20 protein-coding genes and 2 tRNA genes are annotated in these 25,009 nt (G+C 71.5%); 13 read left to right on the forward strand and 9 right to left on the reverse strand.

What is annotated here, in order from left to right; translation table 11 throughout:
- Positions 1–197 precede the first annotated feature (197 nt).
- Positions 198–2,477, reverse strand: a complete 2,280-nt coding sequence (locus ACESMR_RS23650) for a hypothetical protein (RefSeq protein ID WP_373049601.1) — start codon at positions 2,475–2,477, stop codon at positions 198–200.
- The gene (locus tag ACESMR_RS23655; protein ID WP_373049602.1) at positions 2,477–3,799 is read right to left on the reverse strand and encodes a hypothetical protein; all 1,323 of its coding nucleotides are present in this window, start codon (positions 3,797–3,799) and stop codon (positions 2,477–2,479) included. The genes ACESMR_RS23650 and ACESMR_RS23655 overlap by 1 nt, the downstream gene beginning before the upstream one ends.
- A gap of 66 nt (positions 3,800–3,865) precedes the next feature.
- Between ACESMR_RS23655 and ACESMR_RS23660 the strand changes: the two genes are divergently transcribed.
- The 7 genes from ACESMR_RS23660 to ACESMR_RS23690 all read left to right on the forward strand — a co-directional run bounded on the left by ACESMR_RS23660 (position 3,866) and on the right by ACESMR_RS23690 (position 14,715).
- Positions 3,866–5,107 carry a hypothetical protein gene (locus ACESMR_RS23660; protein ID WP_373049603.1) on the forward strand — a complete coding sequence of 414 codons (1,242 nt, stop codon included), beginning with the start codon at positions 3,866–3,868 and terminating at the stop codon, positions 5,105–5,107.
- A gap of 146 nt (positions 5,108–5,253) precedes the next feature.
- Positions 5,254–6,411 (forward strand): HEAT repeat domain-containing protein, encoded by a 1,158-nt coding sequence (locus ACESMR_RS23665; RefSeq protein ID WP_373049604.1) that lies wholly within the window; start codon positions 5,254–5,256, stop codon positions 6,409–6,411.
- Positions 6,412–7,932, forward strand: a complete 1,521-nt coding sequence (locus tag ACESMR_RS23670) for a glycosyltransferase family 2 protein (RefSeq protein WP_373049605.1) — start codon at positions 6,412–6,414, stop codon at positions 7,930–7,932.
- A 96-nt stretch (positions 7,933–8,028) separates the two neighbouring features.
- Entirely contained in the window at positions 8,029–8,613 is a 585-nt protein-coding gene (locus tag ACESMR_RS23675) for a hypothetical protein (protein WP_373049606.1), read from the forward strand.
- An 843-nt stretch (positions 8,614–9,456) separates the two neighbouring features.
- Complete coding sequence (locus tag ACESMR_RS23680; RefSeq protein WP_373049607.1) at positions 9,457–10,158, forward strand: hypothetical protein; 702 nt, start codon at positions 9,457–9,459, stop codon at positions 10,156–10,158.
- A 91-nt stretch (positions 10,159–10,249) separates the two neighbouring features.
- Positions 10,250–13,216 carry a choice-of-anchor D domain-containing protein gene (locus ACESMR_RS23685; protein ID WP_373049608.1) on the forward strand — a complete coding sequence of 989 codons (2,967 nt, stop codon included), beginning with the start codon at positions 10,250–10,252 and terminating at the stop codon, positions 13,214–13,216.
- Between the two features lie 77 nt (positions 13,217–13,293).
- Entirely contained in the window at positions 13,294–14,715 is a 1,422-nt protein-coding gene (locus ACESMR_RS23690; RefSeq protein ID WP_373049609.1) for a choice-of-anchor D domain-containing protein, read from the forward strand.
- Between the two features lie 11 nt (positions 14,716–14,726).
- Here the strand turns inward: ACESMR_RS23690 and ACESMR_RS23695 are convergent, their stop codons facing one another.
- Both ACESMR_RS23695 and ACESMR_RS23700 read right to left on the reverse strand, forming a co-directional pair.
- On the reverse strand, positions 14,727–15,068 hold the full coding sequence (locus tag ACESMR_RS23695; RefSeq protein WP_373049610.1) for a His/Gly/Thr/Pro-type tRNA ligase C-terminal domain-containing protein: 342 nt from the start codon (positions 15,066–15,068) through the stop codon (positions 14,727–14,729).
- Positions 15,069–15,310: 242 nt separating this feature from the next.
- Positions 15,311–15,907 carry a hypothetical protein gene (locus tag ACESMR_RS23700; RefSeq protein ID WP_373049611.1) on the reverse strand — a complete coding sequence of 199 codons (597 nt, stop codon included), beginning with the start codon at positions 15,905–15,907 and terminating at the stop codon, positions 15,311–15,313.
- 107 nt (positions 15,908–16,014) lie between these two features.
- Here ACESMR_RS23700 and ACESMR_RS23705 point away from each other — a divergent pair, with 107 nt between their 5' ends.
- The 3 genes from ACESMR_RS23705 (at position 16,015) to ACESMR_RS23715 (ending at position 19,149) form a co-directional block, all read left to right on the forward strand.
- On the forward strand, positions 16,015–16,995 hold the full coding sequence (locus ACESMR_RS23705; protein WP_373049612.1) for an isopenicillin N synthase family dioxygenase: 981 nt from the start codon (positions 16,015–16,017) through the stop codon (positions 16,993–16,995).
- Positions 16,996–17,236: 241 nt separating this feature from the next.
- Positions 17,237–18,775, forward strand: a complete 1,539-nt coding sequence (locus ACESMR_RS23710) for a sensor histidine kinase (protein ID WP_373049613.1) — start codon at positions 17,237–17,239, stop codon at positions 18,773–18,775.
- Complete coding sequence (locus tag ACESMR_RS23715; RefSeq protein WP_373049614.1) at positions 18,775–19,149, forward strand: response regulator; 375 nt, start codon at positions 18,775–18,777, stop codon at positions 19,147–19,149. Before ACESMR_RS23710 ends, ACESMR_RS23715 begins: the two co-directional genes overlap by 1 nt.
- A 7-nt stretch (positions 19,150–19,156) precedes the next feature.
- Here ACESMR_RS23715 and ACESMR_RS23720 read toward each other — a convergent pair whose 3' ends face one another.
- Positions 19,157–20,623 (reverse strand): glutamate-cysteine ligase family protein, encoded by a 1,467-nt coding sequence (locus ACESMR_RS23720; RefSeq protein WP_373049615.1) that lies wholly within the window; start codon positions 20,621–20,623, stop codon positions 19,157–19,159.
- Between the two features lie 97 nt (positions 20,624–20,720).
- Here ACESMR_RS23720 and ACESMR_RS23725 point away from each other — a divergent pair, with 97 nt between their 5' ends.
- Positions 20,721–20,882 (forward strand): hypothetical protein, encoded by a 162-nt coding sequence (locus ACESMR_RS23725; protein ID WP_373049616.1) that lies wholly within the window; start codon positions 20,721–20,723, stop codon positions 20,880–20,882.
- Positions 20,883–21,177: 295 nt separating this feature from the next.
- Positions 21,178–21,867 carry a polysaccharide lyase family 7 protein gene (locus tag ACESMR_RS23730; RefSeq protein ID WP_373049617.1) on the forward strand — a complete coding sequence of 230 codons (690 nt, stop codon included), beginning with the start codon at positions 21,178–21,180 and terminating at the stop codon, positions 21,865–21,867.
- A gap of 65 nt (positions 21,868–21,932) precedes the next feature.
- Here the strand turns inward: ACESMR_RS23730 and ACESMR_RS23735 are convergent.
- The 4 genes from ACESMR_RS23735 to ACESMR_RS23750 form a co-directional block, all read right to left on the reverse strand.
- Positions 21,933–22,009, reverse strand: a tRNA-Met gene (locus ACESMR_RS23735).
- 58 nt (positions 22,010–22,067) lie between these two features.
- A tRNA-Met gene (locus ACESMR_RS23740) sits at positions 22,068–22,144 on the reverse strand.
- A gap of 51 nt (positions 22,145–22,195) precedes the next feature.
- Positions 22,196–23,125, reverse strand: a complete 930-nt coding sequence (locus ACESMR_RS23745) for a diacylglycerol/lipid kinase family protein (protein WP_373049618.1) — start codon at positions 23,123–23,125, stop codon at positions 22,196–22,198.
- Complete coding sequence (locus tag ACESMR_RS23750) at positions 23,122–23,409, reverse strand: hypothetical protein (protein ID WP_373049619.1); 288 nt, start codon at positions 23,407–23,409, stop codon at positions 23,122–23,124. Before ACESMR_RS23750 ends, ACESMR_RS23745 begins: the two co-directional genes overlap by 4 nt.
- Positions 23,410–23,666: 257 nt before the next feature.
- Here ACESMR_RS23750 and ACESMR_RS23755 point away from each other — a divergent pair, with 257 nt between their 5' ends.
- Positions 23,667–24,995: a PhoH family protein gene (locus tag ACESMR_RS23755; RefSeq protein ID WP_373049620.1), complete on the forward strand. Its 1,329-nt coding sequence runs from the start codon at positions 23,667–23,669 to the stop codon at positions 24,993–24,995.
- The last annotated feature ends 14 nt before the right edge of the window (positions 24,996–25,009 follow it).

The raw sequence follows: 25,009 nt of genomic DNA on the forward strand, positions 1-25,009 counted from the left end.
CGAACCTCGGGCAGTACCCGGGGCTTTCGTGGCCTCCCGTCGCCGCCAAGCAGGCGGAGACGCTAAACGTCTGCAGAGAGGAGAGCGCTGGCGCGTGGGTTGGTCCCAACGCGTGGAACTATCCTCGTCGAAGCAGAAAGGGCCTCGGCCCGACGCCCGAGAAGGGCGGTGTTGGCGGCGGAAACTGTCAACACGCTTTACGGGGCCTGCCTCCAACGGGTCTGTAGGGCGGGCAGCGCCTCCTGCAGGATGTCGAAGGAGGCCTTGCGCAGCTCGTGGTGGCGCGGGCTCTCCCAGCCCTCCCACCGGTAGGTCGCGAAGCCTGCTGCGGGAAGCACCCACACCTCGCCCTCGCGCACCGCTGCCGGGAGGGAGTCCGCCAGCGTGCCGTCCGGCCCGAGGCTCACCGCCGCCACCGCGACGCCGTCGGTGGTCGAGGTGGCGAGGGCCCGGGGCGCCGCATCGCCGTCGATCACCTGGTGGCTGGAGGGATCGGCGAAGTGGAGCAGGCTCCAGGGGATGCGCACCTCGAGCACACTCCCTTCGATGCCGTACCAGAAGTTGCTCGTGCTCCGCTCCGCCTCGTGGCCCACCGGGAGCGTGCCGATCGGATCGTCGACGAATGGTCCGAGCACCTCGCCCTCGTCGACGTATTCCCAGTTGATCAGGTTGCGCATCGGGACGAAGCGACCCGCGTCGCTGGCAACGCTGCGGTGCAGCTGGCCCTCCGCGCGGAGGCCGTGCCACACGCCGTAGAGATCGTAGGAGGGGACGACGGCGAGCTGCACCGCCCCCTCCGCGGCGCCGGCGATGGAGAGGAGGAATTCGACCCGGCGCCCGGCGGCGATCGTGCGCGCCTCGTCGAGGAAGCTCTCGCCCCTGGCGGGATCGACGGTGTCGAAGGCGAGCAGGTAGCGGACCTTGCTCCAGTCCGGGGCACCGTCGCCGTCCGGATCGAGATCGGCGACGCGGAGCCGCACGTGGAGGTAGCCCTCGTCGTGCTCCACGGTGAGGTCGCGCAGGGCGCGGGCCGCGTCCTGATCGTCGATCGGCACCAGCGGCCCTTCACCGCCGGTAGCCTGCGGCGCCGTGCTCCACTCGTCGTCCTCGCCGTCGAGGAAGTGGTAGCGCTCGGCGGGGCCCGGGCGCATCGCGATCAAGCCGAAGTTCTGCTCCGGGCTCATCGGGTTGAACCAGAGGCGCCGCCGCTCCGCCGGGAGCTCGATGGGATCGACGATCCAGGTGCGCTTCCACCACTCGTCGACGAGGGCGAAGAGGAAGGCGCCGTCGAGGCCGGCGTCGAGGACGTTGCCCAGGGTGCGGACCATGCCGTGGCCCTGCTCCCGCTCGTCGAGGCCGCCGTGGTCGAGGCCGGAGGGGGCTGCGTGGGCCGATCCCTGGCTCGAGGGCAGGCCGATCTCGCCGACGATGAGGGTGTAGCCCTCGTACCAGGCGCGGAGATCGCGCAGGTAGCCGAGGTAGGGATTGAGCCCCGCCTCGTCCTCCACCTGGTAACCCGGGTCGTACATCACGAACTCCGGGTAGTAGGGATAGGCGTGGTAGGAGATGAAGACACCGGACGTGAAGTGCGCCTCGTCCACCGCGATCCGCTTCATGTCGATGGCGAATTCGTCCTCGCTCGACACCGGCCACTCGGGTTCGGTGGGGTGGGTGAGGGGATCGAGGGTCGGCCAGTTGGAGAAGCCGATCGGGTGTTCCGCCCCGTAGCTCGCTGCCTCCCAGGCCACGAGGTAGTCGAAGGCCTCGGCGATGAAGGGCTCGATCGGATCGCCGTCCTCCACGGAGAAGGCGGTGCCCGCGTAGGAGCGCGCGTCGGGATGGAGCGCGTAGGTCGACTCGAGGGTGTAGGGCTCGACCTCGCGGCCGATGAGATAACCGAGGAGCCACGGGGAGACGTCCGCGTCGAAGACGCCGGTGGCGCGGCCGTAGTTCTCCGGCCGATCCGGTCCCGCCTCCGGGATCACGCGGTTGCCGTGGACCACGTCGACCACCCGCTCGATCTCGTCCCGGAACCAGAGCACCACCTCGTCGGCGAGGTAGTCGAAGGGCGGCGCCTCCGGCTCGATCAGCCAGGCGCCCTGGAGGAGGAAGAGCGGCCGGTCGGGGTGGGCGAGGTTGTGGCGCCGCAGCTCCTGGTAGAAGGCCGGGCTCTGCACCGTGTAGATGCGGATCACGTTGGCGCCGAGGTCGGCGGTCGCGGCGATCCACCGGGCGATCTGCGCCCGGCTCGCGGCGAATTCGCCGGGAAAGGTCCCCGGCACCGCGAGGCCGAAGTTCACGCCGATGGGGAGGAAGGGCGCGTAGCCGCCGGCGCCACGCCTGGCGACGAAGCCCTCCGCCGTCGCGCGGAAATCCCAGCGATCGGCTGCGGGCTCTGGCGCTGGGGGCGAAACCGCCTCGCTGCCGCAGGCCGCGAGCGCCAGCAGCACCAGGGCTGCGAGAGGGGAACGGAGCATCACCAATCCCGTCGGACGCCGAGGAGCATCTCGTTGCGCTGGACGCGATCGCCGCCGGCGCTCTCCCAGCGGCCGAGCCAGTCGGCGCGGAGCTGCCAGCTCTCGTCGAGCCCGTAGCCCACGCCGCCGAGGGCGATCACGTGGCGCTCCACCGCGACGTCCTGCACCCGCAGGTAGTCGGCGCGGTCGCCGCCGCCGATGCCGGCAGTGAACTCGAAGGCGCCCGCCACCGACCAGCTGGCCTGCGCGAGCGCGGCCAGGCTCGGATCCCGCCCCGATTCGAAGCCGCGCCAGATCCGCAGGCTCGCGGCGACGCCGTCGCGGGCCCAGGCGACGGCGGGGCTCAGCACCTCGACGCCGCTGCCGGAGAAGTCGAGGTGCCAGTAGCGCAGGTAGAGCCAGAAGCCGCCGCCAGCCTGCATGCCGAGCTCGGCGAAGGCATTCCAATCCGGCGAGAAGGTGGGGGCGAACGCGGCGCCCATGCCGCCGGCGAGGACCCAGCGCTCGTCGAGCTGCCAGGCGGCGGTGGCGCCCAGGACCGCGTCCCGTGCAGCCTCCTCGCCGAAGCGCCGCTCCTGGAGATCGAAGGTGCCGCCGAGGCGCAGGCGCCGGGTCACCGCGGCGTCGAAGGCGGCGCGGCCGATCCAGCCGTCGAGCCCGTCCGCTTCGGTCACCGGCCCGCCCTGCACGAACATCCGGTAGCCCTTGCGCTCGAGGTCGCGGACGAGGGCGCAGGCGGAAGCGTCGCCCCCGGCGCAGAGCCTGCCGAGATCCGCCTTCGCCGCGGGCTCGTCGCCCAGCTCGAGGAGCGCGAGGGCGCGCGAACGGCGCGCGGCGTCGTCGCCGGGGTTGCCTTCGAGCCAGGCCCCGTAGGCTGCCACCGCGGCCGCGTGTTCGCCGCGCCAGAAGGCGACGTCGGCCCGGGCCCGGATCACCTCGGGGTCGTGCCCCATCGAAGCGGGGAGGGCGGCTGCAGCGGCGGAGGCCTCGTCGAGGCGCCCCTGCCAGCCGAGGACCCGCAGCCGGAGGGCGGCGAGCTGCGCGCTCTCGGGGTGGTGCGAGAGACCGAGGTCGAGCCAGGCGAGGGCTTCCGCGTGCTTTCCCTGCCAGGCGAGGAGCTGCGCCAGGGCGAGGAAGCGGTCGGCGTCCCGCGGGGCGGCTGCCTGGCAGCGCCGGGCGATCGCCTCCGCCTCCGCCTCCGCTGCGCCGCGCTCGAGGAGCACCGCCGCGGACGCACACTCGTCCGCCCGGGCCCCCGAGGCGAGGCAGACCAGGGAGAGGGCGGTGGTGATGCGGGCGAAGGTGAGGATGCGCAGCTGCATGGTTCCCACGTGTCCGGGTCATAACACTGGCGGATACCCCGGGGGAAACCCCAGGATGCAGAGCCGATGGATCGCAGGCTTCTCACCACGTTGCTGGCGCTGGGGACGGCGGGCTGCTCGCTGCCCTGGGCGGACCCCGGGGCCTGCGCCGCCCCCGATCCCGAGGCGGTGGCGGGGCAGGCGCGCCACTCGATCGAGACCCGGGCCTTCCGCGCTGGCGCCACCGTCGACGCCGCGGGCAGGCCCTTCGCCGCCCGCCTGCCCGAGGGGTTCGGGGCGGGGGAGGCGGTGGTGAGCTGGCCCGACCCGGGCCGCTTCGCCGGCGCGCCGGACGAGCTTCTCGCCCTGTCTACCCGCAGCTTCGTCTACGACAACGCGCTCCTCGCGCTGGAGCGCACCAGGAGCGGGGATCGGGCGGGGGCTGCCGCGCTGCTCGCGACCTTGGCGGCGCTGCAGCTGCCGGACGGCGCCTGGGGCTTCAGCTTCGACCTCGAAGGTCCCTTCTACGACGCGGGCTACGTCCGGGCCGGAACGGTGGCCTTCGCGGTCTACGCGTTCGCCAAATACGCCAGCCGCTTCGACGATCACCGCTTCCGCGCCTTCGCCGGCCGCGGGGCCGACTGGCTCCTCGCGAGCCGCGATCCGCTCACCGGCCTGGTCCTCGCGGGGCGGGGACGCTGGCTCGAGAGCGGCCGGCGCTTCGACGGGAGCTACGTCGCCGACTTCGTCGCCACCGAGCACCAGATCGACAGCTACTTCGCCCTGGCCGCCCTCGGCGGCGTCGATCCCGACGGGCCCTGGAGCGGCGGCGCCCGGGCGATCGAGCAGGCGATCCTCCGCTGGCTCTGGGACGAGGAGGAGGGGCGCTTCGTGCAGGGGCACGCGGCGTCGCGGGGGCACGACCGCGGGAGCGCCCTCGACGCGGCGGGTACCTGGGGCGCGCTCTTCCACCTCGCCGGCGGCAGGCTCGAGGAGGCACGCCGCTGTCTCGCCTGGGTCGAGCGCAGCCACCGCAGCGGCGGCGGCCTCAAGCCCTACGCCGACGGCCCCGACACCTGGTTTGTGGAGGGCTCGGTGGCCCACGCCCTCGCCTGGCACCGCCTCGCGCCGGCGGAAGGGCAGGCCGCTGCCTCGCTGCAGCGGATCGCGGCCCTGGGCTGCAGCACCGGCCTGCCCCTGATCTACGCCGACCGTTGGGCGGAGGACTTCCCGGTGGCTCCCGCTGCGGCACCGACGCTCTGGTTCGTGCTCGCCGCGGAGGAGATCCGCGGGAGGGGCGCGCCCTTCCTCTGGAGCGAAGGTACCTGAGCTCCTACCCGAACGGGCTAAGGTTGCGGCTGGACCCTTGCGGGGGGTTCGCGGTAGGACTCGTCAGGAAAGCGTAGTCAAGACGGGCACCTTCACCAAGAGTCGACTTCCAGATGTGGCAGCGGTCCGGAGCCAGCCCATTCGCAGTGCTCGTGCTCACCATCGTCGTCCTCGAGGCGGCAGCGATGGCGACGCTCGCGGCGGCGTTCGTGCTCAACGCGACCGGCCGCGTGCCCTACGAGGACCTGCTCCTCGCTGCGGGCGCTGCGCTGTCGGCGATCGGCGGCTCGGTCGTCGTGCTCACCGGCTACATCATCGCCTTCCACGTCTTCGCCACGGCCCGCGAGCAGCGCCGGCAGGAGCGGGTGCGCGGTTGGTCGGTTTGGTGGCGGGGGCTGTTGCAGTACACCCGCCGCGACGTGGCGGGGGAGCTGCCGCGGGAGGCATTCGACGCCTTCCTCGATCTGCGCGAGGTGCTCTCGTCCGAGGAGAACGAGCGGCTGGCAGTCCTCGCCGATCGCTATGGGATCGCCGAGCAGCTCGCGGGCCGGCTCGCCACGAAGAAGCAGACCAGGCGCCTCGACGCGCTGCAGGATCTCGCCAGGGCGCGCCTCGCGCCGGCGCTCCCTGCGATCGTCGCCCAGCTCCGCGATCCCGAGCCGCTGGTGCGGCGCCACGCGCTCCGTGCCGCTGCCCGAACCCTCGCCCGGATCCCCGCTGCGGTCCGCGCGGCAGGGGTCGAGGCCTTCGTCCGTGCCCTGCGGGAGGTGGATCTGCCGCCCTCCCTCCTCGCCGAGTCGATGCTCCTGCTCGAGGAGGCCGCAGCCGAGGTGGTCGCGCCGATCCTCGCCGATCCCGCGTCCCACCAGCCCGCGCTCCAGGCCGCGCTCGTCGCCGCAGGCCGCCGCGAGCTCCGCGGGCTCGCCGAAGCGGTGCTTCCCTTCGTCGATCATCCGGAGCCCGAGGTCCGTGCGGCTGCCCTGCGCGCGCTCGCCGGGATGGGACGGCTTCCCGCAGGTGGCGAAGCCGCCGTGGTCGCGCGGGTCGACGACGAGCGGCCCTTCGTCCGCGTCCACGCGGCGCGGGCCGCAGCGCTGCTTCCGATCGAGTCCGCCGGCGAGGTGCTCTGGAGGCGCCTCGGCGATTCCTCCTGGTGGGTCCGCCTCGCTGCAGCGGAGTCCCTCGGCGCCCTCGGCGCTGCGGGCCGCAGCGATCTCGAGCGCGCCGCCCTCGACCACCCCGACCGCTTCGCCCGCGACATGGCGCAGCAGGCCCTCGCCGACCTGCGCTGGAAGGCGGCGTAGATGAACGAGCTCCTCGCCGCCTTCTCCGATCCCGCGCTGCGATCTCGCCTCGTCGACGACGTGCTCACCCTGCTGCAGGCCTCGGTCCTCTGCTACTTCGCGGCGATGTCCACCATCTCGATGGTGGTGGGCTACCTCGGTCTGCGGACGATGCGCACCACCGCGCGCCTCGGCTCGGCGGCGCCGCTGGCGGATCTGCTCGCCTACGACGCCCACAAGCCGGTCTCCATCCTCGTGCCCGCGTACAACGAGGCGGGCTCGATCGTGGAGAGCGTGCGCTCCTTCCTGCGGCTGCGCTTCCCCGAATTCGAGGTGATCGTCGTCTCCGACGGATCCACCGACGACACGATCGAGCGGCTCACCGAGGCCTTCGCCCTGGTGGAGCAGCAGCAGATCTATCCGGAGCGGATCCGCACCAGTCCCGTGCGCCGGGTGCTGCGCTCGCTGCGCCACCCGAACCTCGTCGTGGTCGAGAAGGAGAACGGCGGCAAGGGCGACGCGCTCAACGCCGCCCTCAACCTCTCCCGCTTTCCGCTGATCTGCACCGTCGACGCGGACTCGCTCCTCGAGGCCGAGGCGCTCCTCCGGGCCTCCCGCCACTTCCTCGACGACGAGACCGTGATCGCGGTGGGCGGCTCGATCCGCCCCTTGAACGGCGCCACCGTTCACGCCGGGCAGGTCACCGGCCTCCACCTGCCGCAGCGCTGGATCGAGCGCTTCCAGATCGTCGAGTACGCCCGCTCCTTCTTCACCGGCCGGGTGGGGTGGGGCAGCGTCAACGCGCTGCCGATCATCTCCGGCGCCTTCGGCATGTTCCGGCGGGACCGCGTCCTCACCGTCGGCGGCTACCGGACCGAGACCGTCGGCGAGGACCTCGAGCTGGTGCTGCGCCTGCACCGCCACCACCGCGAGCAGCGGATCCCCTACCGGATCGTCTCGCTGCCCGAGCCGATGTGCTGGACCGAGGTGCCGTCGGATTGGGCGAGCCTGCGGCGGCAGCGAAACCGCTGGCAGCGCGGCCTCTGGGAGGCGCTCTGGATCCACCGCGGGATGTTCCTCAACCCGCGCTACGGCAGGCTCGGGACACTCTCGCTCCCCTTCCTCTGGCTCTTCGAGGCGATCTCGCCCTTCGTCGAGATGGTGGGCTACGTGCTCCTGCCGGTGGCCCTCGTCCTCGGCGCCCTCGAGGGGGAGTTCGCGCTCCTCTTTCTCAGCCTGGCGATGGCCTATGGCGCGCTCCTCTCGATGATGGCGGTCGGGGTCGAGATGCTCCTCCTCCACCGCTATCCCACGCTGCGCGAGCGGGTGGTGCTCCTCGTCGCCTCCCTGGTCGAGGTGATCGGCTACCGGCAGGTGCTGGTGCTCGAGCGCTTCCTCGCCAACTTCCAGGTGTGGAGCAAGCGCGGCACGTGGGGCAAGGCGCGGCGCCTCGGGATCCGGAGTGTCGAGCCGGCCGCGGCAGGCGCCGGGGCGGGTCCCGCGGCAGCAGCAGAGCGCGAGCGCGCCCGCCGCTCCGCCTGATCGTTTGTTGTCCACCACCACGCTTCGCCGGCGCCCCTGCCTCTTCCTCCCGGGCCGGCGGGGCGTATGTTCGCCTTGCGAAAGCGAGGAAGAACGATGCGACGCGCCGGTCCCGCCATGCTGCTGCTCCTGCCCTTCGCCGCAGGGGCGGAGCCCTCCGTCTCGAAGTCGATGGAGCCCGAGGAGCGGGCCCCCGAGGTCCGCAACTGGGGCAACCTGCGGATCGGCGGCGCCGTCGGCGGCGGTGACGGCAGGCCGGAGATCTGCGGCGAGTTCGCGCCGCTCGACTTCCTCTCGATCGAGGGCTGCGGGAGCGGGGCGGGGATCCTCCACGACGAGGCGGTGAACGAGGCCTCCCACTACCGGGTGAAGCTGCGACTCCTCCGCTTCGACGCGGGGCCGCTCCTCCTCGAGCCGGTGGTGGGTGTCGGCATGATCGAGCTGCAGGTCGGCAAGGACGACGTGGGCTTCCGCTTCGAGGACGTGGGGCCCCGCGGCGTCGAGACTGCCGGCGTCGAGGCGATGGGCGGGCTGCGCGCGCTCTTTCCGGTGGGCGCCGGCTTCGAGCTCGTCGGCGAGCTCGCCCTGGGCGTGGGCTACACCCCCGAGGCGCCGCAGCTGGTGCTGCCGCAGCCCGAGATGCCGGTCTTCGGGGCGATGACGGTGGGTCTGGGGTTCTGAGGCGAATCGCCCCGGGCGCTCGATCCGGCCGGGCGACCTGTTGCGCGTCACCTTGCGCTTCCGACCGGCGGGCGCCGAAACCAGCGAAGGCCTCGTCGCGTTGGCGCCGGCCCTTCCGACGCTGCGCCTGCGCGGCAAGGGCGTCGAAGGCGCGATCCGCTGCACCGGCACCGTCGATTTCGGCACGAGGGTGAAGGGCACCACCTACGGCGAGGTGGTGCAGTGCACCAACGCCGGCGCCGTGGAGCGGCTGCTGCAGGCAGGGCCTGTCGGCGGTGCGAACGCCGCGGACTTCACGCTCGCCGGCAGCACCACCGTGCGACTCGCGCCCGATGGGGCGACGACCTTCCCGGTCATCTTCGCAGCCCGCGGCGAGGCAGGCGCCCGTGTCGGCTCCCAGCCGGTTGCGGTCGACGGCAGGCGGGTGGCCAACGCGCTGCTGTCCGGCGGCACCGTCCCCCACGCGCTCGTCTTCCCGTCGCTCACGGAGGGCTGCACCGATTTCGGCTTCACGGCGGTCGGCTCGCGCCGCGAGTTCGCGATCGGGGTCGAGAACGTCTCGGACGGTCCCGTGACGACCGGGGGCCACACGGCGGACCGTCGCCCTGCGCGGCGTCGGCGGCAAGGCCTGCCTCGTCGCGCGGCCCGTGCCCGAGCCTGGTGGCGAGCGGAGCCTGCGGGGGATCCTCCGCGTCGGGGTGAACGAGCTGGAGGAGCAGGTGGTGGTGCCGCTCCGGGCGCTCCAGGCGCCCGACGCGCTCGCCGTCGATCGCCACCAGCCTGCGGTCGGGCCGGTCGACATGCTGCTCGTGATCGACAACTCGAGCGGCTCCGATGCCCCGGATGATCTCGCCCGAACTGCCCGACGAGACGCAGCTTCATGCGCTCGAGACCAACGCGAAGGTTGGTATCTGCCACGGCAGCGAGCAGGGTCTCGAGGCGATGCGCCGCGCGCTCTCCGCGCCGGTGATCGACAACCGGGACGATCCAAGGCACCCCGAGGTGAACGACGGCAACCTCGGCTTCCTCCGGGAGGAGGCGGACCTCGAGATCATCGTCCACTCCGACGAGGAGGATCAGTCGCCCCTCGCCGTCGAGGCGTACGTCGATTTCCTACGCGGCTTGAAGGACGACCCCGAGCGTATCCGTTTTCATTCGGTGGTCGGGGTCGCACCGGACGGTTGCGGGGGAACCGGCCGCGGGTACGGGCAGGCCTCGCCGCGTGACATCGCGGTGACCGAGACGTCGGGAGGGGTGCACCATTCGATCTGCTGGCCCGACACGGTTGCCGAGCTGAGCAGGGCCATGGTGGGCGGGATGCTCGACGCACGGCGCTGCTACGCGATGCGCGGCGTGCCGGAGGACACCGATGCAGACGGCGTCCTGTACGACGACGTGCAGGTGCGGATCAACGGCGTACAGGTGCCGCGCTCCGGCTGGACCGCCTGGGTCTACGATTCGGGACGCAACGCCATCTGCTTCGGAACGCGGCCCAACCGCGGTGACGAGATCGAGCTCGTCTACCGCAGCGCCTGCGTCCCCTGAGGAGCAGGAGGGCGAGCGCTCTCCCTCGAGCTGATCGGATCGACGCCGTGGTGACATGGAGTGGGTGAACCCCAGCACGGAGTCGCCGCCCATGCAGCGCCGCCTTGTCCTTCCCCTGCTTCTCTCCGCCCTGGCCGCCATCTCTGCAGCCTGCGGTGCCGAAAACGAGGAGCCCCCCGCCGGAACGGCCCGCCTGGTCTGCGCCGGCTGCACGGGCGACGTCGTCGATTTCGGGGCGGTGGCGGTCGGAGAGGCGGCGGAGTTGACGATCTCGCTGGCGAACCGCGGCGACGCAGTCGCGACCCTGGTGGAGCAGGAGCGCGAGGCACTACCTGCTGCCTTCGAACATTCGCTCCTCTGCCAGGGCGCCTGCGATCCGCGGGTGATCGAGCCGGGGGATGCGATCCGCGTCACCGTGCGCTTCCGGCCCGACGCCATGGGAGCGAGCGAGGGCGTCCTCGATCTGGCGCCGCTCGGCCCGACGTTGCGGCTCCGCGGCACCGGCGTCGGCGGCGAGATCCGCTGCGACGCGAGCCTCGACTTCGGGAAGCGGGTGGTAGGCAGCACCCGCACCGAGACCGTCACCTGCACCAACGAGGGCGGTGTCCCCAGGCGGCTCCGGGCCGGGCCCTTCGCCGGGGACCACAAGGCGTCTTTCGCTCTCGGCGGCACGGGAGATGTGCTCGTCGAAGCCGGCGCGAGCGCCTCCTTCGACGTGACCTTCGTGGCCAGCGGAGAAGGGGAGCGCGTCGCCTTCCTCCGCTTCCTGGTGGAGGGAGAGCTCGTGGCGACTACCAGCCTGCGCGGCGAGGTCGTACCGGAGGCGCTGGTCTTCCCCTCGCTCACCGACGGCTGCACCGACCTGGGCTTCTTCCCGCTGGGCTCCTCCCGCACCCTCGAGATCCCCGTCGAGAATGCCTCGGACGACCCGGTGTCGATCCACTCCGCTGCGGTGGGGGACACGAACTTCGAGATCGTCTCGTTTCCCGCAACCGTCGCCCCCGGCGCCACGGAGACGCTCGAACTCTCCTTCACCCCGGCGGCAGCGGGGACGGTGGAGACCACCCTGGAGATCGCCGCGAGCGACAGGACCCGCGCGAGCCGCGCGCTCTGCCTGCGCGCCCATGGCGGCGGACCGGAGCTCCATTGCGAGAGCGAGCGCCTCGAATTCGGCACCTCCGCCGTCGGCTTCCCCCGCGAGGTGCGGCTCCGCTGCTCGCACGGCGGTGTCGACGTTCCCGGTACCACGGACGATATGTTGCGCCTCGCCGCGATCGAGGTGGCGGCGCCGTTCACCGCCCACGTCGTCGGTGGCATTTCGGACGAGGGCTACGCCCCCGGCGAGCGCTTCGAGGTGGCGGTGGGCTACGCGCCGGAGGCAGCAGGCACCGACGCGAGCTTGCTCCGCATCGGGAGCAACGACGTGCGCGGCACCGAGGTCGAGGTGGCGCTCGAGGCCGAGGCGGAGGCGGTGGCGGGCTGCGCGCTCGAGGTCGCGTCGACCCTCGACTTCGGCCAGGTCTGGCGCGAGCGGCTGGGCCTGCCCCTCGCCTTGCGCAACGGCGGCACCGGGACCTGCTTCGTCGGCGATCTCCGGCTGCCCGAAGGCAGCCCCTTCTCCGCAGCACCGCGGATCGGCACGCAGCGGATTGAGGCGGGCGCGACCTACGGGATGATGGTGGAGTTCGACGCCGCCTCGGTCCGCGGTGCCGCTGCCGCCGACCTCGACTTCTTCGTCTCCGAGGCGGGGGCGTCGCGGCGCAGCGTGGCGCTGCGGGGCAACGCCGGCAAGGCCTGCCTCGTCGCGCGGCCCGGCGCCCTCGACTTCGGCGTGGTGCGCCCCGGCTGTCGCGTGCAGGAGCGGGAGATCCGCCTGCTCAACAACTGCGCCACCGACGTGCAGCTCACCGCCATCGAGGTGGAGGGCGCCTTCGCCTTCGCCGATCCGCAGGGCCTGCCCACCTCGATCGCCGCGGGCACGGTGGCCCGGGTGGCGGTGGTGCCGTCGCCCGATCGCGGCGACGAGCGCGATCTCGCCGGCCTGGTGCGCGTCGCGGTGGACGCGATGGCGGAGCAGGTGGTGGTGCCCCTGGTGGCGGTCGGGGCGACGGACGGGCGCGAGACCGAGCGCCACGTCGTGGGTCACGGCCCCATCGACATGCTCCTCGTCATCGACAACTCGACCGGCTCCGACACGCCGTTCTGGCTCCACGCCGAGACCTTCCTCGCCGAGGCCGGCACGCGCCCCTTCCAGATCGGCGTGACCACCACCGGCCTCCTGCCGTCCGGCAGCAGCTGCCCAGGCGGTGTCAACGGAGGGGAGGACGGCAGGCTCTTCCCGGTCATCGGCACCACGCCGCGGATCATCACCCCGGTGCTTCCCCTGGCGCAGCAGCTCGAGGCCCTGGAGACCAACGCGAGCGTCGGCATCTGCCACGGCAGCGAGCTCGGCCTCGAGGCGATGCGGCGCGCCCTCTCCGCACCGGTGATCGACAGCCACGACGATCCCCGGCATCCCGAGCCCAACGACGGCAACCTCGGCTTCCTCCGCGAGGAGGCGGAGCTCGCCGTCTTCATCCACTCGGACGAGGAGGACCAGTCGCCCCTCGGCGTCGGGGCCTACGTCGACTTCCTCCAGGGGCTCAAGGACGACCCGGCCCGGGTGCGCATCCACACCGTCTCCGGCGGCACCGACGGTTGCAGGGGTACCGGTGCCTACGGCCAGGCCTCCCCGCGCTACGTCGCCGCGTCGGATGGGACCGGCGGCATCGCCCACTCGATCTGCGACCAGGCGCCGACGCCCGAATTCAACACCGCCATCGCCGGCGGCATGGTGGGCCCGCGGCGCTGCTACGCCCTCGGAGACCTCCCCGAGGACACCAACGCCGACGGCAGCCTCGCCGGCGAGATCGAGGTGCGCGTCAACGGCACCGCCGTTCCCACCGGCGCGAGCTCGTGGTCCTACCAGCCGGGTCGCAACGAGATCTGCTTCGAGGCTGCTGCGCTTCCCGATCGTGGCAGCGAGCTCGAGCTCAGCTACCGCTCCGCATGTCTCTGATTCTCCTGGTGACGTGATCCAATACTGCATCCGGCGAAATTCGAAGGGGAAGAACACCCACCGGAGGTCGACTTCCCATGCGTTTGCGCGACGCGCTGCTGCTCGCTCTGCTCCCCGCCACCTTCGCCTGTGGCGCGGAGGAGGAGCCGCCCGGAAAAGAGGAAGAAGAGAAGCCGCAGCTCTCCTGCGAGGGCTGCGGCGACGGCAGCATCGACCTCGGTGCGGTCGCCGTCCGCATCCGCGCCGAGCATCGGCTCGTGCTGCGCAACGTGGGAACGGTGCCGGCACGGCTCGACGAGATCGACGAGGCGCTGCTCCCCGGCGGCTTCGCCACCAGCCTCGGCTGCACCGGCAGCTGCAACCAGCGCCTCGTCGCGCCGGGCGACGCGCTGGAGGTGGTGCTCTCGTACACGCCGGATCTGGTCGGCCCCGCCGCAGCCCGCATCGAGCTCGGACCCGACGGGCCCACCCTCGACCTCGAGGCGGTGGCCGGCAGGGCGAACCTCTCCTGCTCGCCCGGGGTGATCGACTTCGGCGCGGTGCTGCGCCACGAGACCGTGCGGCAGACGGTAGTCTGCACCAACACCGGCACGCTCACCGAGCAGCTCAACATCGGCCCGGTGGAGGGCAGCGGCGCTGCCTATTTCGAGGTGGGCCACCAGCCCTCGTACGTGGACGTGGCGCCCGCCGAGCAGGTGGAGATCCCGATCACCTACCGCGCCGCCGATCTCCCCGGCACGTCGCTGGGCACGTTGCCCTTCCACGACCGCGGCGGCCTGGTGGCGCGGGTCGATCTCGAAGGTGAGTCCCTCGCCTCGGTGCTCGCGCTGCGCACGCCTGTCGGCAGCGACGGCTGCATCGGCACGGGCTACGTCTCCCCCGGTGGCGAGGCCCGCCTCCAGGTGGAGGTCGAGAACCGCGGCAAGCGCGTGGTGGGCTTCGAGGAACTCCGGCTCGCCGGCATCGACACCGACGCCTTCTCCCTCGGCACACGCCCGGAGATCATCGGAGCGGGCCACACCGCCACCTTCGAGATCCACTACCGCGCAGCGGAAGTCGGCGTGCACCGCGGCCTGCTCCGGATCGGGACGGATCTCGCCGGCGACAAGGCGCTCGAGGTCTGCCTCACCGGAAGGACCGGGGGCCCCGCCCTCACGTGTGAACCGGCGCTCTTCGACTTCGGCACGACGGTGGTCGGCGAGGAGCAGACCGCCACCTTCCGCTGCACCAACAGCGGCTGGGACGTGCCGGGGGACGAGGACGCTCGCCTGGTCGTCGAGGAGATGCACACGAGCGGCAGCGCCGCCTTCTCCGCCGTGGTTCGCGACGGCGTGCGCCACGACGGCTACGCCGTCAGCGAGAGCTTCGAGGTCGAGGTGACCCACGCCCCGGTCGACGACGGGGCGGACGCGCTGCTCATCTGGTTCGACACCAACGTCACCGACGGCGCGGAGGCGACGATCAGCATCCTGGGCAGGGCGGAAGTGCCGGTGCCCTGACGACGCGGACGTCATCGCGCGGTGGCGCAACCCGGCCCCGAGCGTGACGCCGCAAGGGCCCGCGCCAGCGCCTTTTCGACCGGCAGGTGGAGCTGCTCCCCCTGCCGGTCGACGATCGCGACCCAGCCGCGCTCGACCTCCGGCCTGCCGACCATCCACACCGCCGCTGCACCGGCGGCACACGCAGCCACCAGCTGCCGCGGCAGGGAAGGGCTCCACTCCACCAGCACCGCCTGCAGGCCGCAGCAGCGCAGCCGCTCGCAGAGCGCCCATGCTGCCGCCTCGTGGGCGTGGCCCGCTGCGGCGACGACGAAGGCGCCGCACGGCATCGGTTTCCGTTCCTCGTGATCCATCTGCGTCCCCTCTGGTCCGGGCCGGGCGCCAGCTCGGGAGGGGGCACGTCCAAAACGACGAGGACCCCGACCGTCGCCGGCGGGGCCCTTCGGTTTCGTGCGTTTGCGTGCGCTTCCTCCTACCGCACCTGCACGACCGCCGGCCCGCCGCTGCGGGTGGTGGTAGTCGTGGTGGTGGTGGAGAGCCTGCGCACGTGGGGAAGATAGGCGAGGCGCAGCGCCCGCGGCAATCCCCCGCGCGTTCAGGGCAGGGGCCAGACCACGTAGAGACCGTAGTACCCGTGCTTGCGATCGAGCGGGAGGCAGCCCCAGCACGCGTCGCTGCCCACGATCGCCACCAGATCCTCCCAGGGCTCCGTGGCGGGTACACCCGGCGGCGCGCCACCTGCCGCCTCCACCCACCAGGTCGCGAAGTTGGCGAGGAAGGTGGATGCGAGCAGCACGCCGACGCGATGCCGCACCTGCGGGGGCGGACCGAATTCGTCGGAGAGCACGAAGGCCTCCAGCCGGGCTGCATCGGCGAGGAGGGCGGCGGCCTGCTCGCCGGAGAAGAGGCGTTTGCACTCCACCACGGCGAGGACGCCGGCGCCGGGCTGCAGGCCGATCAACTCCACCCCCGCCTCGGTGTTCCGGGGAAAATTGGGCTCGGCCAGCGTGATGAAGCCTGCCTCGCGCAGTCCCAGGGCGACGTGCAGGCTCAAGTTGCGCTCGCCCGCGTCGTTCCTTCCCGCCGCGGGCCAGTGGATCGCATAGCTCTCGGCCAGCTGGAGCAGGCCTGCGCGGATCGCCTTCTCCACCTCCACCATCGCCTCCACCCTCGTACTCGTCCCGTGCAGCATCCGCGCACTCCTCCTTCGAACGTCGCGGCATGCTGCACCTTCGGTAAAGGGTGTGACATCCCATGACACAGTGACGGCACGGCGAGTGCCGTGCGCATCATGGGAGGATGGAACGCCTTCCGGTGATCGACCTGGCTGCCGGCCTCGAGGCCGTCGCCCCACAGCTCGCCGCTGCCTGCAGCGAAGTGGGCTTCTTCTACCTCGTGGGGCACGGCGTCGATCCGGCGCTGCGGCTGCGCCTCGAGGAGGCGACGACCGCCTTCTTCGCGCTGCCGGAGGAGGAGAAGGCGGCGATCGCGATGGCGCGCGGGGGCAGGGCGTGGCGGGGCTTCTTTCCCGTGGGCGCCGAGCTCACCTCCGGCCAGCCGGATCGCAAGGAGGGCCTCTACTTCGGCACCGAGCTCCCACCGGACGACCCCCGGGTGCGGGCAGGGCTGCCGCTCCACGGCCCCAACCTCTTTCCGCCACAGGTGCCCGCGCTGCGCGAGGCGGTGCTCGCCTGGATCGACGCGCTCACCGCACTCGGCCACCGGGTGATGCGCTGCCTCGCCGCGAGCCTCGGACTCGATCCCCTCCACTTCGAGCAGACGATCACCGGCGAGCCGCTCTGCCTCTTCCGGATCTTCCACTACCCGCCGCCGCCTCTCGGGGACACGGGCTGGGGTGTCGGCGAGCACACCGACTACGGCCTCCTCACGCTGCTCGCACAGGACCGCCGCGGGGGGCTCGAGGTGAAGACGCGGGACGGCTGGATCGAGGCCCCGCCCCTCGAGAACGCCTTCGTCTGCAACCTCGGCGACATGCTCGACCGGATCACCGGTGGCCGCTACCGCTCCACACCCCACCGGGTGCGCAACACCTCCGGTGCCGATCGCTACTCGTGGCCCTTCTTCTTCGATCCGGGTTTCTCCGCAAAAGTGCGGCCGCTTCCCGGTGCCCTCGTCCGGCCGAGGGAAGAGGACGCCGCGGAGCGCTGGGATCGGGCCAGCGTCCACGACTTCCACGGAACCTACGGCGACTACCTCCTCGCCAAGGTGGGGCGGGTCTTCCCCGAGCTTCGGAGGGCCGTGATCGACCCCGGGGCGTGAACGCGGTCCGGGGACCGGATGGCCCGACCCCGGGAGAGCACACGGGCGATCGCCCTTTCGGCCTTGTGGGGAATCTGCCTTCAGCACTCTCGTGTTGAGTTCCAATCATTCGATCTCGGGCGTTCTCACGGAGCGTGCGGGTGAGAGGCGACGGATGGCGGTTCGCGACCTATCTAAGTCAGCGGATACCCCGGTCCGGTGAGAACGCGTGCGGCGGGATGCTGCTAGCGAGGAAGGCAAGATGAGCGAGGCGTCGAGCCAGATAATGGGCGCACACGAGGCCGACGAGGCGGCAGCCCTGGGGCGGCGCGCCAGCCTGCTCGTCGACACGGTGCTCGACTACGCGATCTTCCTGCTCTCGCCGGAGGGCGTCGTCGAGAGCTGGAACACGGGCGCCGCGGCCCTCAAGGGCTATTCCGCGGACGAGGTGGTCGGGACCCACGTCTCCCGCTTCTACCCGAAGGAGGACGTCGAGGCAGGCCTGCCGCAGCTGCTGCTCCGGACTGCGGCGGAGCAGGGCCGCATCGAGCACGAGGGCTGGCGGGTCCGCAAGGATGGAAGCCGCTTCTGGGCCGACGTGATCATCACCGCGATCCGGGACGAGCAGGGCGGGCTGCAGGGCTTTGCCAAGGTCACCCGTGACTTGAGCGAGCGGAAAGAGCAGGAGGAGCGCCTGCGCGCCAGCGAGGAGCGCTTCCGCCTGCTCGTCGAGGGTGTCCGTGACCACGCGATCTTCATGCTCGACCCGCAGGGTTACGTGATGAGCTGGAATCCGGGAGCGGTGGCGATCAAGGGCTACACGGCCCGGGAGATCATCGGCCAGCGCTTCACCCGCTTCTATCCCCCCGAGGACCAGGCTGCCGGCAAGCCCGAGCGGCTCCTGCGGATCGCTGCGGAGCAGGGCCGGGTCGAGGACGAGGGATGGCGCGTCCGCAAGGACGGAAGTCGGTTCTGGGCCGACGTGATCCTCACCGCCCTCCGCGACGAGCAGGGCGAGCTCCAGGGCTTCGCCAAGGTGACCCGCGATCTCACCGAGCGCAAGCAGCTCGAGGAGGAGCGGATCCGGCGTGCAGAGGCGGAGGCGGCGATCCGCCTCCGGGACGACTTTCTCTCCATCGCCTCGCACGAGCTCCGCACGCCGCTCACCGCGCTGCAGCTCCAGCTCGACGGGCTCGACGCGCGCCTGGGGGAGGGCGACGCACGTCTGAAAAGGCCGCTCGATCGCGCGATCCGCAGCGGCGAGCGCCTGGCCGAGCTGGTGAGCACGCTGCTCGACGTCTCCCGGATCGCCTCCGGGCGGATCGATCTCCATCCGGAGACCTTCTCGCTCGGGGAGTTGGTTCGCGACGTCGCCGAGCGCTTCGAGGGTGCAGCGGCGGAGGCCGGCTGCCCGATCGAGCTGGCGATCGCCGACGAGATCTCCGGCACCTGGGATCGACTGCGCATCGAGCAGGTCCTCGTGAATCTGCTCTCCAACGCGACGAAATTCGGCGCGGGTGCGCCCGTCCGGATCGCCGTGGAGCGGCTGGACGATCACGCCGTGATCCGCGTCTGCGACGGGGGACCGGGCGTACCGCCGGGTGATCTCGATCGCATCTTCGGGAGGTTCGAGCGCGCGGCCCCGATCAAGCACTACGGGGGACTCGGGCTGGGGCTCTACGTGACCTGGGAGATCGTGACCGCGCACGGGGGAACGGTGGACGCGAAGAACCTTCCCGGCTGCGGCGCAGCGCTCACCGTGCGTCTGCCCATCGGCGCATCCGCGGCGGAGGCCGGGTGATGGGGGGGAGGGTGCTGGTGGTCGAGGACGACCTCGTCATTCGCGACACCCTGCTCGAGATCCTCGCCGACGCAGGCTACGAAGCGATCGGCGCCGCGAACGGCCTCGAAGCACTCGCGCGCCTCCGGGAGCCGGGAGGCCTTCCCTGCCTGATCGTCCTCGACATCATGATGCCGGTGATGGACGGGGTGACCTTCCGGCAGGAGCAGCTCCGCCTCCCCGAGCTCGCCGGGATCCCGGTGGTGGTGCTCTCGGCCCACCGGACCTCCGCCGAGCTCGTCGACGATCTCGGCGTGCGCGACGTCCTCCCGAAGCCGGTGCGGCTGGCGCAGCTCCTCTGCGTGGTCCACCGCTTCTGCGGGCTCGGCGCCTGAAGCACGTTCAGCCGACGGGCCAGGTGTGGACCGGCGCATCCGTCTCGCTGCGCTCCACGTAGCGGGCCAGCATCTCGGCGAGGGCCACCTCGCGCTCGTCGCCGAGATGCTCCCGTTCGGCGAGGGTGGCGAGTTGCCAGCGCGCACCGGTCTGCCCGGTGTGCAGGCGTGCGGCGAGCACGTCGAAGAGCGGCTTCACCTCCGCGGGCTCCACACCTGCCTCCACCAACGCCGCCCGGGCCCTGGGCAGGAGCTCGGCGATCAGCGCGGGGGCAGCGACCGGATCCCGCCCGGGCCAGTGGAACGTCGCGTCGAGGCCGTGCCGCGCCGCCGCGAAGAAGTTGCTCCGCGCCCAGGCGAAGGGGACCTCCGCCGCCCACGCATCCATCTGCGGCTCGAGGGCGAGGGTGAGGCCGAGGGCGAAGGCCGCGTTGGCGAGCATGTCCACCACCGTGGGGCCCGCGGGCAGCGCCCGGAACTCGACGCGCAGGTGGCCGCCGTCCGCCGCGTCGTAGACCGCGCGGTTCCAGGTCCACACCGTGCCGTGGTGGAGGCGGAGCTCGTCGAGGTGGGGGACGTCGCCTGCTTCCACCACCGCCAGTGGCGACTCGGCGCTGCAGACCGGCAGCACGGGCGGGTGGAGCGCGACGCTCCGCTCGAAGAGCTCGCCGGCGCCGCGGGTCGCCCAGCCCGCGCCGAAGTTCACCCGGGGGGGGCGGCCCTGCTCCTCCTGCGTGCGGTCGTCGGTGCTCTGGCAGAAGAGCGCGATCCGCGTCTCCTGCCAGAGCTTGCGGCCAAGGAAGATCGGCGCGTTCCCGCAGAGCGCGAGCACCGGCCCCGTCGCCATCTCCGCCGCATTCCACGCCCTGCCGAAGTCTCGGGGATCCACCCGGAGGTGGAGCTGGAAGGAGGTGCTCGCGCCCAGCGGCGTCACGTCGTCCTCCTCCACCACCAGCGACTCGATCCCGTCGATGTGGAGGTGGAAGGGCGCGTTGCGGCGCGCGCGCAGGCTGCGGGCGAGGGCGCGGTAGCGGGGCAGGGCGGTGAGGGCCGCGGGGCCGAGATCGCTCTGCAGCAGCGTCGGCAGGGTGCCGATCATCGCGATCCTGCCGCCAGCGTCAGCGGCACCGCGGCGCGCCTCGTCGAGGGCGGTGCGCAGCTCGGTGGCGAGCGCGGCGAAGGGCCTGCCGGCGAGCGGCCCCGGTGCGGTGTTGCACTCGATGTTGAAGGCGTCGACCTCCGCCACCATCCGCGGATCGTGCATCCGCTCGAGCACCGTGCGGTTGCGGCGCAGCGGCCGCATCCGTGGGTCGACGAGGTGGAGCTCGAGCTCCGCGCCCACGGTGCGGGGACCCACGCCGAAGCCGGGCCGCGCGAGGAGCTGCCCGAGCGCCTGCAGCGACTCCTGCAGCCGCGCCGAGAAGCGGGCGAATTCCTCATCGGTGAAGGTCTCTCGATCGATCGCCTGTCCCATGCGGCGGAAAAGATGGGGCCGCCCCGCGCGGTATGCCGCGCTCCGGCAGGGGGGCACGCGGTGCGTGGCGTAGCCAGCGTGCCCATGCTGCGGGCCCATGTTCGTCTTCTTCTCCAACCGGCTCGGCTGCCTCGGGAGCATCGTGGTCTCCCTGATCGGCACCGCTCTCCTCTTCCTGCTCTTGCGCTCGTGCACCGCGAACGAGGCCGCCGCTGCGCTCGACACGGAGGCTGCGATCCGGTCGCAACGGGGACCGTAGCAGGGAATCTCCGGGCGGCAGCCACCGGTTCTCGCCACCCGAACCGCGAACCCGTGAGGCGCCCTTGTCCCTTCGCCCGACGACCCTCCGTGCGCTTGCCATCTCGGCGGCGATGCTCGCCGCTTGTGGCGGATCGCAGCCGGCGTCCGAGCAGGCGGGCGACACGCCGTCCCCTGGCGCGCCCTCGCCGGAGATACCGTCCCGGCCCGCTCCCGAGGACCCGACCGAGCCTGGGGCACCCGGGGAGCCTGGTGCGCCCGGGGAGCCGATCGACCCCGGGGCGCCCACCGAGCCCGTGGAGCCGCAGGAGCCGGCGCCGACCGCCGAGCTGCCTGCCGATCGACTCGATCTCTCGAGCTGGAAGCTGACGCTGCCGGTGGAGACGCCGCACGAGGGCGATCCCGACGAGATCCGGCAGCCCGAGCTCGCAGACTTCGCGATCGATCCCTTCTTCGGCCTCACCGCGAAGAAGGACGGCGTCGTCTTCCGCGCACCCGTCGAAGGCGCCACGACCAGCGGTTCCGGCTACCCCCGCTCCGAACTCCGCGAGATGACCGCCGACGGCTCCGACGAGGCGAGCTGGTCCACCACCTCCGGCACCCACACCCTGGAGATCCGCCAGGCGATCACCCACCTGCCCGAGGTGAAGGCGCACGTCGTGGCCGGCCAGATCCACGACGCGGAAGACGACGTGATCATGATCCGCCTCGAAGGCGAGCACCTCTTCGTCGAAGGCGGCGGCGAGGAGCTCGCCACCCTGGACGCCAACTACCAACTCGGCACCGTCTTCACCGTGAAGATGGTCGCGAGCGACGGGCGCATCCGCGTCCACTACGACGACGTGCTCGCGCTGGACCTCGCCCGCGCAGCCTCCGGCTGCTACTTCAAGGCCGGCGCCTATACGCAGTCCAACCTGGAGAAGGGCGACGTGGCCGGCGCGTACGGCGAGGTCGTGATCTACGACCTCCAGCTCGCGCACGACTGACTCGTCCCGACCGATGCGTCGCAAAAGAAAAACCCCGCAGACCGACTGGCCTGCGGGGTTTCTTTTGGTTGCGGGGCCAGGATTTGAACCTGGGACCTTCGGGTTATGAGCCCGACGAGCTACCTGGCTGCTCCACCCCGCGACAATGTCGTTCGCTGCGAAATCGAAGGCCCCACCGGCACGCCGATGGGGCCTCGAGTTGGTTGCGGGGCCAGGATTTGAACCTGGGACCTTCGGGTTATGAGCCCGACGAGCTACCTGGCTGCTCCACCCCGCGACAAATTCGCGCTGCGAACGAGCGGCGTTCTCTCAAAACGCCCCATGGGTGTCAACGACTTTCTCCCTGCGCGACTTCCCCGCTCCATCTTCTTGCAGGGGCCGGTCCGTGCACCACCAGCGAGAGAGCGCCGGGGGCCACGTGGAAGTCGATCGCGCTGCTGCGCACCGGCTCGCCGTCGCACGTGATCGTCACCTCCCGATCCGCCTCCATCGAGAAGCGCTCGCCCCGCATCCGCACGAGGCCCGGGTGCTGGGTCCCGGCCCGGAGCGCCCGCAGCGCGCCGATCAGCGACGAGGCGGGGAGCGCCGGCAGGATCACGAGATCGAGGAGGCCGTCGTCCACCAGCGCCTCCGGCGCCACCCGGGTGCCGCCGCCGACGGTCTGGCCGTTGGCCACCGCGAAGAAGAGCACCGGCCCCTCGTAGCGTCCCTCGGCGCCCTCGATTGCGCCTTCGAAGCCGTGGAGGCTCCCCAGCCGCGAGAGGCCACTGGCCAGGTAGGCGAGCGGACCGATTGCCGCCTTGAGCTCGGCGCTGGCGCCCTCGGAGATCTCGGCGGCGACGCCGGCGGAGGCGGCGTTGACGAAGGGCGTCTCCCCGGCAAAGCCCACGTCGAGCGGCGCCAGGCGCCCCTCGAAGGCGAGGCGCAGCGCCTCCTCGGGCAGGGCGCCGGCGCCGATGGCAGCGGCGAAGTCGTTGGCGGTCCCTGCGGGAACGACCACCAGCGGCTTGCCGGCCCCGCTGTCGAGGAGCCCCGCCGCCACCTCGGAGATGGTGCCGTCGCCGCCGCAGGCAGCAACCCGGTCGTAGTCGGCTGCACGGGACGCAGCGATCCGCCGGGCCTGGCCGACCTCGCTCGTCGCCTCGACGTCGATCGGATGGCCCTGCTCGCGCAGCTGGCGGACGACCTCGAGCACCGCCTCCGTGGAGGCGCCGCCGCCGGCAACGGGGTTGAGGACGAGGAGCAGCCGCTCTTTCAATCGTGGCCCTCGCGGGCCTGATCGTGGTGGTGCTTGCGCCACCAGAGCAGATCCTCCAGCTCCGTGTCGCTCGTGCCGGGCTCCGCCGCGTGGGCGAGCTCCTCGAGGAGGGAGAGCTCCCGCGCCTCGTCGAGGATCGCCTGGTCGATCTCCCTGCCCGCGGCGAAGCAGACCTTCCCGCTCTCGTCGCAAACGTCCCGCTCCAGCCGCCGCCCTTTGAGGGTGCGGGCGAGGAGCGCTTCTTCGGTGCGCGTCACCAGACGGTGGAAAACGGACTCGGCCATCGCCTCCAAAGATGGTGCGTCCAACGTGCACGTGCACGACGGGGGGCCCCTCGCCCCCGCACCGTCGTTGCGTGGCGGAACGTGGCGCACCCATGGTGAAGCAGAAGGGCGGTCGCCCGCCCGGCAACACGTCCGGCGCCGAACGACACGGAGGTGCCACAGGGAAGAAACCGAGACCCGGGCTGCCTGGCCCCCTGCTCGGTGCTAGCTTGATGGAGGCAGATGGGAGCCAACCCTAGCAAGGGGTGTTGCCGCACATGCGGAAGAACTTCGTTCTCGACACCAACGTCCTGCTTCACGATCCCCGCGCAATCTTCGGCTTCTCCGACAACGACGTCGTCATCCCGATCTACGTCATCGAGGAGATCGATCAGTTCAAGCGCGACCTCTCGGAGCTCGGGCGCAACGCCCGGCAGGTGGCCCGGTACCTCGACCAGTTCCGCAAGGAGGGAAACCTCGGCGAGGGCGTGACCCTGCAGACGGGCGGCACGCTGCGGGTCCTCTTCTCGGGAAGGCAGATGGCCGGCGAGCACGCCAACGGCGCGCTCATGGACAACAAGATCATGTCGGTGGCCCTCGACCTGCGCGAGCGGGAGAAGGACCGCGACACCGTCTTCGTCACCAAGGACGCCAACCTCCGCATCCGCGCCGACGCCCTCGGGCTGGTGGCGGAGGACTACGACGCGGAGCGGGTCGGCCTCGACGAGGTCTATTCGGGCAAGAGCGAGGTCCTCGTCTCCGGCGACGTGGTCGACACCTTCTACGCCACCGGCGAGGCGGTGGTCCCCGAGCTCGACGAGAACGACGAGCGCCGGCCGCCGAACGAATTCCTGATCCTGCGGGACGCAGCGAATCCCAACCACTCGGCGGTGGCCAAATGGTCCTCCGAGAAGCGTCGGGCGGTGCCGCTGATCCGCCTGCCCAAGGAGGGGATCTGGGGGATCCGCCCGAGAAACAAGGAGCAGTCCTTCGCCATGGACCTGCTCCTCAACGACGACGTGAAGCTCGTCACCCTGGTGGGCAAGGCGGGGACCGGCAAGACACTGATGGCGATCGCCGCCGGCCTCACCAAGACGATGGAGGAGGGCGTCTTCCACCGGCTGCTGGTGAGCCGTCCGGTCTTCCCGCTCGGCAGGGACATCGGCTATCTCCCCGGCACCGTCGAGGAGAAGCTCAATCCCTGGATGCAGCCGATCTTCGACAACGTCGAATTCCTGATGAACCTCAGCCGTTCGGACAAGAAGGCGGGACGCGGCTACCACGAGCTGATGGATCTCGGCGTTCTCGCCATCGAGCCGCTGACCTACATCCGCGGCCGCTCGATCCCGAACCAGTTCATCATCGTGGACGAGGCCCAGAACCTCACGCCCCACGAGGTGAAGACGATCATCACCCGGGCCGGCGACGGGACGAAGATCATCCTCACCGGCGACCCGTACCAGATCGACAATCCCTACGTGGACTCGACGAACAACGGACTCATCCACGTGGTCAACCGGTTCAAGCACGAGAAGGTCGCGGGACACGTGACCATGACCAAGGGCGAGCGGAGCCAGCTTGCCGAGCTGGCTGCAAATCTGCTCTAAGCCCGCAGCTCCGA

It is taken from the genome of Vulgatibacter sp., from assembly GCF_041687135.1.
Classification (GTDB): domain Bacteria; phylum Myxococcota; class Myxococcia; order Myxococcales; family Vulgatibacteraceae; genus JAWLCN01.